This is a genomic window from Novosphingobium guangzhouense (genome assembly GCF_002896965.1).
GTDB lineage: Bacteria > Pseudomonadota > Alphaproteobacteria > Sphingomonadales > Sphingomonadaceae > Novosphingobium > Novosphingobium guangzhouense.
On sequence record NZ_LYMM01000023.1, the window covers coordinates 17336 to 33081 of the forward strand.

At 62.2% G+C, this 15746-nt stretch carries 14 protein-coding genes; 4 read left to right on the forward strand and 10 right to left on the reverse strand.

Features of this window, described 5'->3' with window-relative positions:
- Positions 1 to 265 precede the first annotated feature (265 nt).
- From A8V01_RS06285 to A8V01_RS06305, 5 genes are all read right to left on the reverse strand, one after another.
- Positions 266 to 877, reverse strand: coding sequence for a UPF0149 family protein (locus tag A8V01_RS06285; RefSeq protein ID WP_103095082.1), 612 nt, complete (start codon positions 875 to 877; stop codon positions 266 to 268).
- The gene (gene tnpC / locus A8V01_RS06290) at positions 874 to 2382 is read right to left on the reverse strand and encodes an IS66 family transposase (RefSeq protein WP_170065852.1); all 1509 of its coding nucleotides are present in this window, start codon (positions 2380 to 2382) and stop codon (positions 874 to 876) included. The genes A8V01_RS06285 and tnpC overlap by 4 nt, the downstream gene beginning before the upstream one ends.
- 93 nt (positions 2383 to 2475) lie before the next feature.
- Entirely contained in the window at positions 2476 to 2829 is a 354-nt protein-coding gene (tnpB, locus tag A8V01_RS06295) for an IS66 family insertion sequence element accessory protein TnpB (RefSeq protein ID WP_103095084.1), read from the reverse strand.
- Positions 2826 to 3269, reverse strand: coding sequence for an IS66-like element accessory protein TnpA (gene tnpA / locus A8V01_RS06300; protein ID WP_103095085.1), 444 nt, complete (start codon positions 3267 to 3269; stop codon positions 2826 to 2828). Before tnpA ends, tnpB begins: the two co-directional genes overlap by 4 nt.
- Positions 3270 to 3369: 100 nt before the next feature.
- Positions 3370 to 3609: a hypothetical protein gene (locus tag A8V01_RS06305; RefSeq protein ID WP_103095086.1), complete on the reverse strand. Its 240-nt coding sequence runs from the start codon at positions 3607 to 3609 to the stop codon at positions 3370 to 3372.
- Between the two features lie 653 nt (positions 3610 to 4262).
- Here A8V01_RS06305 and A8V01_RS06310 point away from each other — a divergent pair.
- From A8V01_RS06310 to A8V01_RS06325, 4 genes are all read left to right on the forward strand, one after another.
- Positions 4263 to 4568, forward strand: a complete 306-nt coding sequence (locus A8V01_RS06310) for an integration host factor subunit alpha (RefSeq protein ID WP_103095153.1) — start codon at positions 4263 to 4265, stop codon at positions 4566 to 4568.
- A 697-nt stretch (positions 4569 to 5265) separates the two neighbouring features.
- Entirely contained in the window at positions 5266 to 7383 is a 2118-nt protein-coding gene (locus A8V01_RS06315) for a glycosyltransferase family 4 protein (protein WP_245892350.1), read from the forward strand.
- The gene (locus tag A8V01_RS06320) at positions 7370 to 8680 is read left to right on the forward strand and encodes a glycoside hydrolase family 130 protein (RefSeq protein ID WP_103095088.1); all 1311 of its coding nucleotides are present in this window, start codon (positions 7370 to 7372) and stop codon (positions 8678 to 8680) included. The genes A8V01_RS06315 and A8V01_RS06320 overlap by 14 nt, the downstream gene beginning before the upstream one ends.
- A 98-nt stretch (positions 8681 to 8778) precedes the next feature.
- Positions 8779 to 8967, forward strand: a complete 189-nt coding sequence (locus tag A8V01_RS06325; RefSeq protein ID WP_103095089.1) for a ComEA family DNA-binding protein — start codon at positions 8779 to 8781, stop codon at positions 8965 to 8967.
- A gap of 412 nt (positions 8968 to 9379) precedes the next feature.
- Here A8V01_RS06325 and A8V01_RS06330 read toward each other — a convergent pair whose 3' ends face one another.
- From A8V01_RS06330 to A8V01_RS06350, 5 genes are all read right to left on the reverse strand, one after another.
- Positions 9380 to 9673 carry a hypothetical protein gene (locus tag A8V01_RS06330; RefSeq protein ID WP_103095154.1) on the reverse strand — a complete coding sequence of 98 codons (294 nt, stop codon included), beginning with the start codon at positions 9671 to 9673 and terminating at the stop codon, positions 9380 to 9382.
- 143 nt (positions 9674 to 9816) lie between these two features.
- The gene (locus tag A8V01_RS06335) at positions 9817 to 10635 is read right to left on the reverse strand and encodes an SDR family NAD(P)-dependent oxidoreductase (RefSeq protein ID WP_103095090.1); all 819 of its coding nucleotides are present in this window, start codon (positions 10633 to 10635) and stop codon (positions 9817 to 9819) included.
- A 10-nt stretch (positions 10636 to 10645) separates the two neighbouring features.
- On the reverse strand, positions 10646 to 11845 hold the full coding sequence (locus A8V01_RS06340) for a zinc-dependent alcohol dehydrogenase (protein WP_103095091.1): 1200 nt from the start codon (positions 11843 to 11845) through the stop codon (positions 10646 to 10648).
- Positions 11845 to 12420 carry an SRPBCC family protein gene (locus A8V01_RS06345; RefSeq protein ID WP_103095092.1) on the reverse strand — a complete coding sequence of 192 codons (576 nt, stop codon included), beginning with the start codon at positions 12418 to 12420 and terminating at the stop codon, positions 11845 to 11847. Before A8V01_RS06345 ends, A8V01_RS06340 begins: the two co-directional genes overlap by 1 nt.
- 150 nt (positions 12421 to 12570) lie before the next feature.
- The gene (locus A8V01_RS06350; RefSeq protein WP_103095093.1) at positions 12571 to 15687 is read right to left on the reverse strand and encodes a helicase-related protein; all 3117 of its coding nucleotides are present in this window, start codon (positions 15685 to 15687) and stop codon (positions 12571 to 12573) included.
- Between the last annotated feature and the right edge of the window lie 59 nt (positions 15688 to 15746).

A 15746-nucleotide genomic window follows, 5' to 3' on the forward strand; every position in this document is an offset into this window, starting at 1 on the left:
CTGGTTGGGGTTCAAACAGCTGGTGACTAAAAATAGCATCGCAAGCCATGGCACAACGACCGGTCGGAAAATTCACCACCCCATTTGTTCACGCCGAAAGGGCATGTCCCTTCTCATGCCTTGCTGCATTTTGGCATGCTGCCAGAAGGTGAACCCGGCCGATAGCGCGATCATCAATGAGCAGAACAAAGTCCAAGCCACCATTAATGTTACCGCAGGCTGTTTAAACGTTAGCGGTGCGAGAACCCCACGTTGACGCTGCTGGTTATCGGATTTCGATGTTTCGGGCGCCGCCGATGCTGACGTGAAGCATCTCGACCAGTTCTGGAACGACCTTCCAGGATTGAGCCATGATCTCGCCGGCCTGGCCGCGTAATGCATTCTCGCGTTGATCCTCAGGCATCATGGTCGTGCAATGGCCGAGGATGGCGGTCAGTGGGTGACCGATTTCCGGATTGGATATGTGCGGCTTCCAGTCGTCGATGCTGAGCCGCATGCCGAGGTAGAAGCCATTGGCGAAGTCCTCCATTAGAACTTCGCCGGCGTCCGTGCGCATGTAGATGGGGGCATAGCGCTTCGGGCCACCGGACAGGGTCGCACCAATCTGGCTATACCGCTGGAAGATCGTGTTGCGCACGGCCTCCTCGATACTGCCATCCGGCGCCCAGGCGATGCCGTCTCCGACTATAGGACGGAGCCAGTCTTCGGGAGGAATGAACTGGGGCGAGACGACGAGCGCGGCGAGATAGCCGTCGATCATCGATACCCCCGGCATCGGATGCTCGCGAGTGGCCAGCCATTCCTCAAGCTTGTCATGGGTGAGGATGCGCGCTCTTCTAGGCTTCTTCGGGCGCTTGAAGCGACTGGTGCTGCTCATACGGCCAATCGCATAGCGGTCGGTTCAGCGGGGCGCCAGTTCCATGCCAGGAGCTGGTCGAGATCGTTGTTGAGGACCTCGCCTGAGACCATCCGTGCCAGCACATCGTTCAGCCAGGTGAAGGGATCAAGCCCGTTCAGCTTTGCTGTCTGAAGCAGGGAAGCGAGCACCGCCCACGTATGGGCCCCACCTTCGTTGCCGGCGAACAGACTATTGCGGCGCCCGATTCCAATCGGGCGCATTTGCCTCTCGATCATGTTGTTATCGACCTCGACGCGGCCATCCTCGAGGAACAGGGTGAGGCCGCGCCAGTGACCTTGAGCATAGCGGATGTGCCCTGCCAGGTCCGAGACCTGTGAGACGCGCGGCAAGGTATCGTCGAGCAGTGCCTTGAGCTCTGCCATGATCGGCCTGGACTTCTCCTGCCGCGTGAGCAGCCGGTGCTCGGCACCGGTGCCACGGATTTCCGCCTCGATCCGGTAGATGTGGCCCAACAGGGCGATGATCTGGGCGGTAATCGGCGATCGAGTACTCTTATGCAGGTCGACGAAGCGCCGACGCAGGTGGGCAAGGCAGAACGCGAGCCGGATGCCCCCGGATAACCCGTCCGGGCTCTCCAGGCCTTTGTAAGCAGTATAGCCATCGACCTGGAGCACGCCCTGATAGCGGCCAAGCTGCTCGGATATCGTGCGATGGCTTCGGGATCGGGCATGGACATAGCACACCGCCGGCGGTGCTGAACCGTTCCACGGGCGATCATCGGTTCCATGGGCCCAGAACTGGTCGATACGAACTTTGCCGTTTCCTCCTCCAGTCACAGGCATCCTGGTTTCGTCGACGTGGATGCGGGGGTGACTATGGATTGCCTGCAGTTGCAGATCGTAGAGACCTTCCAGCCACCAGGCCGCGCACTTCAACCAGCGCGTTAGCGTCGATCGATCAATCTGCAGGCCATGCCCTGCCAGCATCTGGGCCTGGCGATAAACTGGAAGATACCATGCGAAGCGCTGTGTCACGATCCAGGCGATCAGCGAGGTTGTCGCCATCCCGCCTTCGATCATCCTGCGTGGCGCCGGCGCCTGGACGATGCTGCTCTCGCAGGTCCGGCAAGCGTACTTGGGGCGGACGGTGGCGATCACGCGCAAGATGGCTGGCACGATGTCGAGCGCCTCGCTCGCATCCTCGCCGATCTTGTGCATGCTGCCCTGACAGCAGGCGCACTGCGTGCTTTCAGGTTCGATGACGTGCATGATCCGGGGCAGATGTTTGGGCAGAGCGCCGATGTTGCGCCTGGCACGAGGCTTTGCCCCCTTGACCATCGGATCGTCGTTGGCTGCTGGAGCCATGTGAACGGCGCTCAGGTCCCCCAGATCGAGGCTGCCTTGCCCGTCGAGAACGGTGCGCGCCTTTTCGGAGCGCGAGCCGAACAGCATGGTCTTGTAGGTCTTCAACAACCTGGAGGCCGCCTCGAGTTCGGCCTCCAGTTCCGCCACCCGGCGGGTCATCGCATCAAGTGTGTCAGCCTGATTTTCCGGGGGGCGGGTCACCCGATTTTGTTAGCACACAATTGCGCCAGAACCGAGAAAAACCGCCACTTTTCACCCCGCCGCCTCGGGCTTTCTTATCGGGTTTTCCTCAAGGCGGCGCCAGTCCATTCCCCCCAGCAGCAGCGTCATCTGCGCCGCGGTCAGCTTGATCACCCCGCCTGTCACGGGCGGCCAGAAGAACTTCCCAGCCTCCAGCCACTTTGTCACCAGGATGGTGCCGGAACCGTCAAAGTGCAGGAGCTTCAAACGGTCCATCCGCTTCGATCGGAACACGAAGACATCATTGGAATAGGGATCTCGGCCCAACTCATTGGCCACCAGCGAGGCGAGCCTGTTGATACCGGCCCTGAAGTCGATCGGGCCCGACACCAGCACGACCTTCAGATCGCTGCGCCCGCCGATCATCGCTGACGCAGCGCCTCGCACACAACCCTCAGGACGCCCGCGTCCACCGCGCCGCGCACCACGACGTGAGCGCCGTCGAACCCAATCTCGAGGCTGCCTTCTGGAGCCCGCGTGCCATCGTCGACTTCCAGCGGCACAAACGAGATCGGCTCCATCGCCGCCCGGTTGCGCACCGTTCGCCGCCAGTAATGGAGCAAGCCCGGGCTCATGCCATGGCGCCGCGCCACCGCGCTGATGTTGGCGCCTGGCTCAAAGCTTTCCGCGGTGATCCGCGCCTTCTCGTGTGCATCCCACCGTCGGTTGCGCTTCTGCGGGCCCAGGATTGTCGCTTCGGCTACATCCGACTTCGCACTATGCGGCACACCGTCCCAATCCGTATTCGCACACTGTGCCGCACTGTTTAAATCGCCGTTCAAACCGCTGAAGTCATCGTCGAGCATCTTGCCATCTCCGCTGCCATTTCAAAGGCAGGGTCATTGGCTCAGCAATCAGCGCCGTCTACATGGGGCGCTCGCATCGCTAACGTTTAAACCTCGAATTTTAACCAGTCATAGTTTGCCCAACAGCGATTATATCCGTGCTATCAGCCGAACGGCTGTGATCGTCACCAACAAGCTTCTCGCCTGGATCGTCGAGGTCGGGCGCAGCGTTCAAAAGAGCCGTTAGCACAGTCCTCACATCACGTTTGAGGCATTCTTGCAGCATCGGGGGGAGATCGTCCCAATCTTCGGAGGTCCGTTCGTAAGCCAGCGCCCGCGCCGCATGCTCGATCAAATCCATCTGCGAATCCCCCTCGGTCGTCCCAAACCTATCACGGTCCCGGTTTGCCGCCAGCCGTCACGTTCCCGCAGTTGGGATAAACCTTAGTCTTTTTCAGCGTTAGCACTGTCGGCCCGTCGAAGCGGCGACTGGTCGAAGCATGTTTTTAGAACACTCCTTCCTGCCCTAGTCGTAAGAGAATTTCGTTTTTGAGTCGGCGAGTTTGGCGTCGAGCCCGATCGCATAGATCAAAGGCAAAGTTCCCTGCGGCATCCGTTGCTCCGGACATGACCGTTCTACCGAGGCCAAAGCCAAAATATTCTTTCAGTTCACCGCATTTTGGCAGGAGTGCGTACACAAGTGGGTGGTCACCACACTGCCATCAGTCTTAACCATGTTTTTCGAAATAGACGGGCGCAAAGGGTTCACGCTTCTGCAAATTATTCGGGCGATGTGTTCAAGCGGGGGTTCTCCCGCAAAAAAACGGAAAATAGCAGTGCCGGGCTGGCGTGTTTCAGGAAAGTCGCGATCGTTACCGCACCCCATGCGTTGATCGCGACGCGGGCGCGACAGAACCACCTTCTGTCGCGCCCGCACCCTTCTTCAAAATCTTTCACTTACCGGGTGCTACCTCGGCGGGGCCCGTGGTAGATTGACCTTTGAAGGAGAAAGCTTTGGCACGCGATGGGAAGACACTGACCCGAGCACAAATCGCAAAGGCAATTAGCAGGAACACGCCGATAACCGTTGTGCAAGCTTATGCCTTCGCTGATGCGATCCTCGAGCATATGGCCTGTGCCCTTGAGCGGGGTGAAAACGTGAAGATTTCGCGCTTCGGCACCTTTGTTCAGAGGGAGAAGGGACGGCGGCTCGCCCGAAATCCGAACACCGGCGAAAAGGCAGTTGTCACTGCCCGGCGCGTTGTGACATTCAATCCCAGCGACTTTCTTAGACAGCGTGTTGCCGGGCCGATCGACTGAAGCCCCCGATGATCAAGCAGACCGCAACGTTGTAGCCCTCGTTCGGGATGTACTTGACCTAAACCAGAACCGGCAGCGCTGCGCGCTTCGAAAAAGCTCAGCGTCGCCGGAACGCCGCGCGTCTCCCCGCTAAAAGGTCCGGTTGGGCGGGAATTGAACCCACCGGCTACACCGCCGTGTGCCTCCGTGGAAGAAACCCACACATCGAATCGCCCCACACAACGGTGGCCCGAGGGAACATTAGCACGAGGTTTGTCTAAAAACGAAAGTGGATGAGGCGTAGTCTAGACCGGTATTCCGGAGGCGTGCTGGGCCCACCTGCGTTGCTCCGCTCTAACAGTCACCCTCACATTGGCGGTGTGGCTTACCCGCGCCCTGTCTTTGCGAATTGCTTGCGGATCCATCGGCCTATCCGAATTTGCAGTGCAGCATGAAACCGAATGGCGGCGAACGACTTAGGAAGATGTGTTCATTTCTCGCTCAAGGGTTTCATATGATGCGCATGACATTCGCTCGAGACCCTGAGTTCGGGCGCGAAGTCGCTGGCGTCCACTCGATCTTCGAGGCTAGTGGCACAAAACCTCAAAAACAGATGCGTGTGGCGCTTGTAGGTAATTTTGCCCCTCGCAAATGCGGTATCGCCACATTCACGACCGACGTATTTGAGAAGCTTTGCGAATTTCATCCGGAAATCGCGGTGGACGTTTATCCGCTGGATGATCCGGACACACCTCTTGAATATACGGGCGTAGCGGACACCATCGCCCGTGGTGATCCGGAGGACTATGCCCGCGTCGCCCGCCGGATCAACGAGGCCGGGGTTGATGCGGTCTGGCTCCAACACGAGTATGGCATTTTCGGCGGTCCTGATGGCGAGATGGTCATTCAGTTCGTCGATCGGCTGGCCGCACCTTTGGTGCTGACTCTCCACACGGTGCTGGGAGAGCCTTCCGCGCGCCAGGACGGCATCCTGCGCCATCTCGTGACCCGCGCCTCGCGCATCATGGTGATGTCGCGTCATTCGCGCGACCTGCTGGAGAGTGAATACGGCGCACCGCCAGGCATTCTGGAGGTCATCGACCACGGCGCGCCGGACCGACCGTTCGGCCGTCAGGACGAATTCAAATCGATGCTGGGCTTGTCAGGCCGCAAGGTACTTATGACATTCGGCCTGCTTGGCCCGGGCAAGGGGCTGGAGCATGCGATCCGCTCACTCCCCGCGATAGTGGCTCGCCATCCCGAGGCGCTCTATCGCATCGTCGGCGCCACCCATCCAAACCTCGTCGTCGAGGAAGGCGAGGCCTACCGCCACGAGCTCATCGCCTTGGCCGAAGATCTTGGCGTGGCCGATCACATCATGTGGGACAACCGGTTCCTCGAAACGCCGGAACTGCTCGACCAATTGGAAGCTTGTGACATTTACCTCACGCCCTATCCGGGGCTGGAGCAATCCACATCCGGAACTCTGAGCTACGCGGTGGCGCTGGGCAAGGCTGTCATCTCAACGCCCTATGTCCATGCGCGCGAACTGCTTGCGCAGGACGTTGGGCGGCTGATCTGCCCTTGCTCCAGCGAAGCCATTGCCGAAGCCGTCAATGCCCTCCTTGATGCGCCGGAGGAGATCGCCGCCATGCAGCGGCGTGCCTATGATCGTGGGCGGGCCACCGTCTGGCCGCGATTTGCCGACGCCTCCGCGCGCTTGGTCGCTCATGCGGTAGCGCCCCAGCTGACGGCGCCGCCGGCCACCGCCATTCCGGGGCTCGCCGCAGTGCTGGCGATGAGCGATGCGACTGGCATGCTCCAGCATTCGATCGGCGTGGTTCCAGACCGTCGCCACGGCTACTGCCTCGACGATAATGCCCGCGCGCTCATGCTGATGAACGTGGCGCAGGGTCTATCCGCAGCGGAGCGGATGAAGTGGACGCTCGCCTATGCCGCCTTTGTGCAATCCGCCTGGAATCCCGATCTTGGGCGTTTCCGGAACTTCATGCGGTTCGACCGCAGTTGGTGCGAGGATGAGGGCTCCGAAGACTCGAATGGCCGAGCGATCTGGGCTCTGGGCGAGACTTATGCGAGGTCGCCCGATGAGGGCGTCGCTGAATGGGCGCTTCACCTCTACGACGATGTGAACAAGAACATGGCGCCGCTGGGCGCCCCCCGAGCAATCGCCTTTGCCATGCTCGGCGCCTGCGCGGTGCTGCGCCGCGATCCAGGGCATCGCGCCTCGCGCGATGCTGCTGAGCACGGCGGCGACATCCTGATTCGTCTGCTTTGCGAGAGAGGACGGCCGGACTGGGCGTGGTTCGAAGCGGTTATCGGCTATGACAATCCGCGCCTGCCGCAGGCCCTGATCGAAGCTGGCGCGCTGCTGGGGCAGGAGCACTGGACCAGCGCAGGTCTGGAAACGCTGGAATGGATATGCACTCAGCAGATTTCGGCGAAGCGCCAGTTCCGGCCAATCGGCTCGGAGAGCTTCCACAAAGAGCACAACTACCTGCCTTTCGACCAGCAGCCGCTCGAAGCGCAGGCGGCGATCGAGGCTGCAGGATCGGCATGGCGAGTAACCGGTGACACGTTCTGGCGCGAACATGCGATTATGGCATGGCGATGGTTCTTTGGCGAAAATGACCGGGGTGCGATCCTTGCTGACATTGCGACGGGGCGTTGCCGGGATGGCGTGACTCCACGCGGGGCCAACGCGAATTGCGGCGCGGAGTCGATACTGGCCTTCCAGTTGTCGCATTATGCGCTTATGGAAATGGTCCCTCTTTCCACCCCGCTCCCGCGGGAAGGAGAAATGCTTGAACCGGCCTGAGAACGTTTGGTCTGAGCCGCTTCGCATCTTCGAGACGCGTCTGCACGCCGATCCGGCGCGCGTGGTTATACGCCCCTTTCATCTCGGCTGGCAGGCGAAGAACGCGCCCGGAGGTCGGGCGCTGGCCTTGGTGAATGACATTGCCGCACTCACCGAGGAGCGCGCCGCAGTAGAGTATGAGCGCGTGCTACGCGACTTCAAGGAACGCCACTGGCAGACCGAAAGGATTTTCGCCTGCCGCTTCGACGAAGTGGCGAGCAATCTCGAGCTTGATCCCGCCCTGTTCTCGGAAACCAAGCAGCGGCTGATCGGCTCGTACTTCTGCCATGAGTATACTTTCGCCGCCGCTGCGCTCATGAATCCGTCTATCGTGCCTTCGCCCGACCAGACAGGACTGCAGGGCGGCTGCGTGCGTTTCATCATGAGCCTGCGCGCGGTGGGCGAAGGCCACATCAGTTCGATCGCCTTTCGCGAGGGTATCGCGGAATGCAACGGCGATTTCCGGCTCTGGCCGCAGGCCGCCTTCGCGACATCGGTGGAACTGGACGAGGAGGACCAGTTCGATGCCGATTGCTCGGTGTCGGTCCATCGCCATGCGGAATCGAGCCTGTCCAACACGGTGATCTTCCCGATAACCGAGCAGCAGCGCGGCGGCCTGGAGGATTTGCGCCTTGTGCGCTTCGATCATGGCGGCGGCGATTTCGAATGGGTCGGTACCTACACCGCCTATTCCGGCAGTTCGATCCGGTCGGAATTGCTGCGCACCCGTGATTTCCAGCGTTTCGATCTCGAACCGATCCGAGGGGAGGCGGGCCGCAACAAGGGCATGGCCCTGTTCCCTGAGAAGATCGACGGACAATTCGCCATGGTCGGGCGGCAGGACGGCAAGAACCTGTTCCTGCTTAAATCGGACACTATCGATACGTGGGACGACGAGGGCGTTTTGCTGATGGAGCCCAAGTACCCTTGGGAATTTATCCAGATCGGCAATTGCGGCAGCCCGATCCCAATCGATGAAGGTTGGCTGATGTTCACGCATGGGGTCGGCGCCATGCGAAAGTATGCCCTCGGCTGTGCGCTGCTCGATCGTAACGACCCCAGCAAGGTGCTCGCTCGTACGCCCGAGCCGGTGCTCACGGCGGAAAATGCGGACCGTTCGGGTTACGTGCCCAATGTCATTTACACTTGCGGCGCGCTCAAGGTCGAGGATCGGTTGCTGATCCCCTATGGAATATCCGACAGTACCGTGGGCTTCGCGACCTGTTCGATAGACTCCCTGCTTGCGATGATGGAGTAGTTGGTGACGGGCGATTTACGGCGCTCGCCTGTGCGAATAATGCGCCGCCCTTAAGTACTGCCTAATGCCGATCTTTCACAAGGAGGAACGGTTAATCCATGACAAAGATGAACATGAATACTGCCACTGCAACGCAATTGGATGCTGTCCCGCAACTTCACGGGCATGGCTTTGAAATCGTGCGTTATCGCGAGGATCGTGGAAGGTTCACCGCGCTGCGGCAGCTTGAAGAGGTGCCAGGCATGGCTGGGAAGAGCAAGGGACTGGAAGCATTTTTAACTCTTTAGGCCGCCATTTGTGCGGACTATCTATGGTTCCAGTTACGCGACCCCGCAATTTCGCGGCGATAATCCGCACAATTTCCGACGCAAGCCTGTCGTAGGTCGTGGAAGTCGTTGAAGGGTATCACCGTCGACGGCTTTGCACGACGAACGGCTTTACGCACTACGACTGATACGAACGTTTGCTTCACGTTTCGAGTGGCCATCTTCCCGTGGAAATTGGCCAGGTTGGGCGGAACACACCGATATGTGGACCCGACGGCGTTGCTGGATCCGCTTTTTTTCCTTCATGCTGAATTCTGAAAAGGCGGGCCTTTTGACTGAGGCGGTTTTGCACGCATAAGCGGGATGAAAGCTTTGCGCAGATCGGCCTGCTCGCGACATCCGCAGGCAGGCCGAACAATCAAGCTCAATCAGATCAGATTTCTCCGCCAGCTTCCGTCATAACATCGCGAACGACATCGACCTGATCATCATTCACGTCGACGGAAACGGTGATCGCCCCCTCCAAGGCTGGTTCGCTGTTCTTGTCAAAGCCCGGATGTCCGCTTTCAGCGTCTGCGCCGGCTTCGACAACCCCCGCGCTGTTGGCATTCGATTCTGGTTCGATGAAGATATCAGTTCGTTCGACACCATGCTCTTGAACAAGGTGTTCCACCGCAAGCTCCGCTTCGCGGCGGCTCTCGAACCGGCCGGTAACTGTATCACCCATGGTCTTCTCCTTTTGATGCACTCTATCCCGTCACGACTTGGATCGATAACTGGTGATGACACGCGATCGGCCATCCTTCGTATCGGACGCGGTGCCGGCCCGAGGAGCCTGGCCTGTCATGCCGCGCCGTCGGATCGTTGCCATCACCGATTACTTGCTGGTCGCGGACTGTTATCATCGGCACTGAGCGAGGTTGGCTCGGCCATCTTTCGATGCTGTTCGGCAAGGACTGCGGCTGGCATCACATGAGCCACTGCAGCCTGGATCTTGTTCTTCCATCCCGAGACGATGTGCGCGTCACCGTTCATCAGCGCGTTCCAACCGTCGCGCGCGACGTCAGCGGGATCGCTCTTGCTTTCTGACGCGCCCACGCTGGTGTCGAGCATGTCGGCGCGATCGAAGAACTCGGTCTCGACTGGTCCGGGCATGAGTGTCGTGACAGTCACGCCTTTTGCCTCCTTGATCTCGTTGCGCAGCGCGTCGGCAAAGCTGTCCACGAAAGCCTTGGTGCCGTTGTAGACCGCCTGAAAGCTGCCCGGAATGAAGCCGGCGATGGACCCGGTAATCAGTACTTTGCCATCGTCGCGTGCCACCATTCCCTTTACCACCTGTTGCAACAGATAAAGCGTGCCGGTAATGTTGGTATCGACCACCCGGCGCCAGTCGGCGACATCCTGCTCGAGGAAACCGTGGCCCAGCCCCCGGCCCGCATTGGCGCAGAGAAGATCAATGCGGCGGCCAGCAGTGGCGGCCAGCAAGGTATCGACGCCTTCCAGGGTCGACAGGTCGGCTTGCACCGCGTCTACCGAAACGCCGTGCAGCCTAAAGTCCTGTGCGGCCGCCTCGATAAGTCCTTCGTCCGCGACGACCAGCAGGTCGAAGCCGTTTTCGGCGGCTATGCTCGCCAGTTCAAAGCCGATGCCGGTGGAGGCGCCGGTGACGATCGCGAATTTGTCAGCCATGATGCGTGTCCTATTCTGCCGCGACGGCGGTTTCGGTGAAGCCGGGCTTGAGTACGACCTTGGTGACTTCGTTCTGGTTGTCGTGGAACATCCGGTAGCCCTTGGGCGCGTCCTCCAGGCTCATCCGGTGCGAGATCAGGAAGGTCGTGTCGATCTTCCCCTCGACGATCGCGTTGAGCAGCCCCGGCATGTAATGCTGCACGCTGGTTTGCCCGGTCTTGAGCGTCAGCCCCTTTTCCATGAAGGCGCCGAGCGGGAACTTGTCGACAATGCCGCCATAGACGGCGGGCATCGAGACACGGCCACCCTTGCGGCAGGCAACAATCGCCTGGCGGATCGAATGAATGCGATCCGTGCCAAGCATCAGCGAGGCCTTGATCTGATCGACCACATTATCGACGAAGAAGCCATGCGCTTCCAGGCCCACCGCGTCGATCACCGCATCGGGCCCTATCCCGCCAGTCATCTCCATCAGGGCTTCGTAAGTCTTGGATTCCTCGAAATTGATGGTCTCGGCACCGAACCTGCGGGCCAGTTCCAGCCTGCGGGGGAAGTGGTCGATGGCGATCACCCTCGCCGCGCCCATCAGGAAGGCCGATTGCACCGCGAACAGACCGACCGGGCCGCAGCCCCACACCGCAACAATGTCGCCCGGCTCGATGTCGGCGTTTTCAGCTGCCTGCCAGCCCGTGGGGAGGATGTCGGACAAAAACAGGACTTCGTCGTCGTCAAGCCCTTCGGGCACGACAATCGGGCCGACGTCGGAGAACGGCACGCGCACGTATTCCGCCTGGCCCCCGGCATAGCCACCGGTCAGGTGGCTGTAGCCGAACAGTCCTGACATCGGCTGACCGTAAAGCTCCATGCCGATGTCCTGATTGTCGGCCGGGTTGCCGTTGTCGCAGGCGGAGTACTGGTGCTTGCCGCAGTGATAACAGCTTCCGCAGGCAATGGTGAAAGGCACGACGACGCGCTGCCCCTTGACCAGCGTCGATCCGGGGCCGGTCTCGACGACTTCGCCCATGAACTCGTGGCCCAGGATGTCGCCAGCCTTCATGGTGGGGATGTACCCATCGTAGAGGTGAAGGTCAGATCCACAGATCGCGGTCGAGGTGATCTTGATGATGGCGTCGCGCGGGTTCAGGATTTCAGGGTCGTCGACCGTATCGACGCGGACGTCATGCTTGCCGTGCCAGGTGAGCGCGCGCATCAGGCTGCCTCCTCGTGCATCTGCGCGCGAGTGCGCGACGAGGTGGCGACTTCGCCGGTTTCCATGAGCTGCTTGAAGCGCCGCAGATCGCGCCGCGCCTGGATCGCCGGTTCGCGCTGGAACATCTTTGCGATGAGCCTGCCCACCACGCCAGCGGGCGGGTCGTAGACGATCGTGGCGGTGACGATGGTGCCGCGATCGCCTGCGTCGCGAAATTCGATGCGGCCGCTGTTGGGCACGTCGGCATCTTCGGTGGAGGCCCAGGCGATCATTTCGCCCTCCTTCTCCTCGGTGACGAGCGCGTCCCATTCGACCGTCCTTCCGCCTGGCGCCTTGACGACCCAGTGCGAACGGGTCGGCGACAGCACGTCGACCCGTTCGACGTTGTCCATGAACGTGGGCAGCCGTGCGAAGTCGCGCCAGTAAGCATAGAGTTCCGCGCGGGGCCGGTTGATCGTCACGGTCCGACCCAACAAGGTGTCACGCCGCGTTTCTGTGAAGGTCTGCAACGCGGCGTCGCGCATCTCGCGGGATTTCGAGGTGGTAGGCGGCGCGTCGTCGTTCACGGTTGCCATTCCTGCTCTCCATGTTCTGGGATGTGATGCCCGTCCGGTGGACCCCCGGTCGGACCTGACCGCTGTTGCAAAAGAAACGATCGCCGCGCGCATAAAGACCCGACGCGACCGAAAGATAATCCCGCGGCAGGCACGGCTGGGCCCGACAGGTCAGCATTCGAACCCGTCGAGCAGGCTTTCCACGCGCACGATACGATCGGCTTCGCTCGGCAGTGCTTCGGCAAGGATCCACCGTCCCTTGCTCTGCGCGAGCCCCGAGGCCGCGAAGTCGATCGGACAATCGACGCGCGGAGTGAGTGCAATCGCGGCCGGGCCCGCGTCTATGCGCGCGATCCGCAAGGCCCGCGCGGTCAGGCGGATGCGGGCATGGGCCAGCAGCATCGCCGCTTCGGCGGGCAGCGTTCCGAAGCGATCCAGAAGTTCATCATCGAATGCATCGAGCGCCTCTTCGGTCTCGATGCGCGCGAGCCGCAGGTAAAGGGACAGCCGCAGATCCGCCTCCGGGATCCAGCTGTCGGGCAGCACGCCGCTCATGCCCACGCAGAGTTCGGGACTCCAGCGCTCGGCGTCCTCGCCGCGCGCAGCCTTCAGCGCGACACGGAGCAGATGCTGGTAGAGATCGACGCCGATCAGCTTCATGTGCCCGGCCTGATCATCGCCGACGAGGTCGCCTGCTCCGCGCATGTCGAGGTCCTGGCCACTGATCGCGAAACCCGCGCCCAGCCGGTCGAAATTCGCGAGCGTGCGCAGCCGCTTGAGCGTGCGCGCGGCGATAGCATCCTCGCTTTCGATCAGCAGGATCACCTGCCCGCGCCGGTTGCCGCGCCCGACGCGGCCGCGCAGCTGGTGCAGCTGTGCCAAGCCGAAGCGATCGGCACGCCAGACGATCATGGTGTTCGCCCGCGGCACGTCGAGGCCCGCTTCGATGATGTTGGTCGCCAGCAGGATATCCCCCCGGCCAGCGCCAAAGCCGACCATGACGTCGTCGATTTCGGCCGCTGACATTTTTCCGTGTGCTTCGACCACCACCAGATCGGGGGCCGCGCGTTTTATCTTCGCGGCGACTTTCGCCATGTCCTCAATACGCGGCACGACCACGAAGCTCTGGCCTCCCCGCGCCTTTTCGCGAGTGAGCGCGGTACGGACGAGCACATCGTCATACTGCCCGATGCTGGTGCGGATAGGCTGGCGCCGGGCGGGAGGCGTGGCGATGACGGACATCTGCTGCAGGCCCACCAGCGCGGCCTGCAGGGTGCGCGGGATCGGCGTGGCGCTCAGGCTCAGGATATGGACGGTCCCCAAGCCGCGCAACCGGGCTTTGTCGGCAGCGCCGAAGCGCTGCTCTTCGTCGATGACGACCAGCCCCAGCCTGGCGTAGTTCACGCCCTTCGCCATCACCGCGCCGGTGCCCACGACGATACCGATCGAGCCATCTGCAAGCCCCGCTTTCACAGACTTCCGTTCTGCCGCACTGCTCAGCCGTGACAGGCCGGCGACCTCGATTTTCGTTCCCTCGAAGCGGCGGCGGAACGTCTCCAGGTGCTGCCGCACGAGGACGGTGGTCGGCGCGGCGACCACGACCTGGAAGCCGGCCAGCGCTGCCAGAGCGGCAGCCCGCAGCGCGACCTCGGTCTTGCCATAGCCGACGTCGCCGATGACCAGCCGGTCCATCGGCCGGCCGCTCGCCAGATCGTCGCGGACGGCTGCGATGGCTCCCGCCTGGTCGGCCGTTTCGTTGAAGGGGAAGCGGACCGCGAAGCGTTCGTAGGCGGCAGGATCGGGCTCCATGACCGGCGCTGTCAGCGTCTCGCGCTCGCGCGCCAGAAGCGTCAGGGCCTTCGCGCTCTCGTCGATCGCGGCGTTGATCGCCGCGCGGCGCTTGTCCCAGGATGAGCCATCCAGCTTGTCCAGGCTCACCGCGTCGCCGTCAGCGCCGTATCGCCAGATCCGGTCGGCCTCATCGACAGGGACCAGCCGCCGAGCACCCCCCGCATACTCGAGCACGATCGTGTCGATAGGGGACTGGTCGTCGCCCGCGCCGACCGGCGAGGCCTCCAGCCCCCGCACGCGCCCGACGCCATGGTCCTCGTGGACCACCACGTCTCCGCTGCGCACTTCGATGCCGACGTGCCACGGGTTCGCGCCGGTCGGGCCACCAGCGCCGATCAATGCGCGACTGCCCATCAGGTCTGCCGCCGCGACGAGAACGATGCGCTCGTCAACGTATCCGGCGTCGACCGGCACCGTCAGGCTGCCGCCGCAGCCTGACGGCAGGTCATCCAGTGCCGCCCATGCGTCCAGTTCCACGATTTCCATCGACAGGCGCCGGACGACCTTGCCGCGCAGGAAGCGCAGGTCTCGCGCACTGCCCGCCAGCACGAACTTGCGTCCCGCAGCGAGCAGCGGCTTCACGAAACGCACCAGCGCGGTAAGCGGCGAACGCTCGTTGGCGAACCGCGGCACCGGCGTGAAGTCCGCGTCAAACGGAGCCGGCCTCCAGTCCTTGCAGTCCTTCTTCCAGGCGATGTCGTCAATCGCATCCAGGCGATGGGGCGCACCGCCCATAGCGTCGCGGGCAAGCTGGATGAAGCGCCTGCGGCGATGGTCGGCTTTATCGGAAAGAGCGAGTATACCCGGCGTCAGGTGGGCAAGGATGGACGTCGGCTCGTCAATCGGCGGTTCGGCGGCGCGGCCGATCTCCAGACGCTCCAGATCGCCAACCGTGCGCTGCGTGCCGGGATCGTACGAGCGGATCGCGGCGATCCTGCCCGCTGCCAGCTCGATGCGGGCCGGGCCGCCGGCGTCGGCGGGAAAGATATCGATGACTTCGCCGCGCACCGCCATTTCGCCCGGCTCGTCGACGCGGTCGTCGGCGACATACCCCAGCTCTTCGAGTTGTATCGCGAACGATTGGGTGTCGGCCTCGTCACCGGGGTGCAGCGTGGGCGGGGCGCTGTCGAACGCATCAGGCGCGGGATAGCGCCGCGCTGCGGCCTCTCCGCTCAGGATGCAGGCGACGGAAGTGCCTTGCACCAGGCGAAGGGCCCGCAGAGCCGACGCGCGGCGCCCCGCGTTCGCCGGCGTCGCGGGAGCCGTGTCCCCCGGAAGGGCGTCGCTGGAGGGCACGTGGACGACATGCCCTTGCGGCGCCAGCGCCTTGACGACTTCGGCCAGGGCCTCGGCCTGCTGCTCGTCGTCCGCCAGGAAGGCGATGGACCTCTCGGCGAGGGTTTGCGCGATGCGGACCGCGGTGAACGCCAGGTTCACGCCGCACCTGAGACGCAGTCGCGCCGTTGGGTTGCGGGGCGTACTGCCCAGTGACTGAG

Coding starts and splice junctions, on each gene's coding strand:
- A8V01_RS06285 (WP_103095082.1), bottom strand. CDS start 877: ATGAGCAGCACCAGTCGCTTCAAGCGCCCGAAGAAGCCTAGAAGAGCG.
- tnpC (WP_170065852.1), bottom strand. CDS start 2,382: ATGACCCGCCGGGTGGCGGAACTGGAGGCCGAACTCGAGGCGGCCTCC.
- tnpB (WP_103095084.1), bottom strand. CDS start 2,829: ATGATCGGCGGGCGCAGCGATCTGAAGGTCGTGCTGGTGTCGGGCCCG.
- tnpA (WP_103095085.1), bottom strand. CDS start 3,269: ATGCTCGACGATGACTTCAGCGGTTTGAACGGCGATTTAAACAGTGCG.
- A8V01_RS06305 (WP_103095086.1), bottom strand. CDS start 3,609: ATGGATTTGATCGAGCATGCGGCGCGGGCGCTGGCTTACGAACGGACC.
- A8V01_RS06325 (WP_103095089.1), top strand. CDS start 8,779: ATGACAAAGATGAACATGAATACTGCCACTGCAACGCAATTGGATGCT.
- A8V01_RS06330 (WP_103095154.1), bottom strand. CDS start 9,673: ATGGGTGATACAGTTACCGGCCGGTTCGAGAGCCGCCGCGAAGCGGAG.
- A8V01_RS06335 (WP_103095090.1), bottom strand. CDS start 10,635: ATGGCTGACAAATTCGCGATCGTCACCGGCGCCTCCACCGGCATCGGC.
- A8V01_RS06340 (WP_103095091.1), bottom strand. CDS start 11,845: ATGCGCGCGCTCACCTGGCACGGCAAGCATGACGTCCGCGTCGATACG.
- A8V01_RS06345 (WP_103095092.1), bottom strand. CDS start 12,420: ATGGCAACCGTGAACGACGACGCGCCGCCTACCACCTCGAAATCCCGC.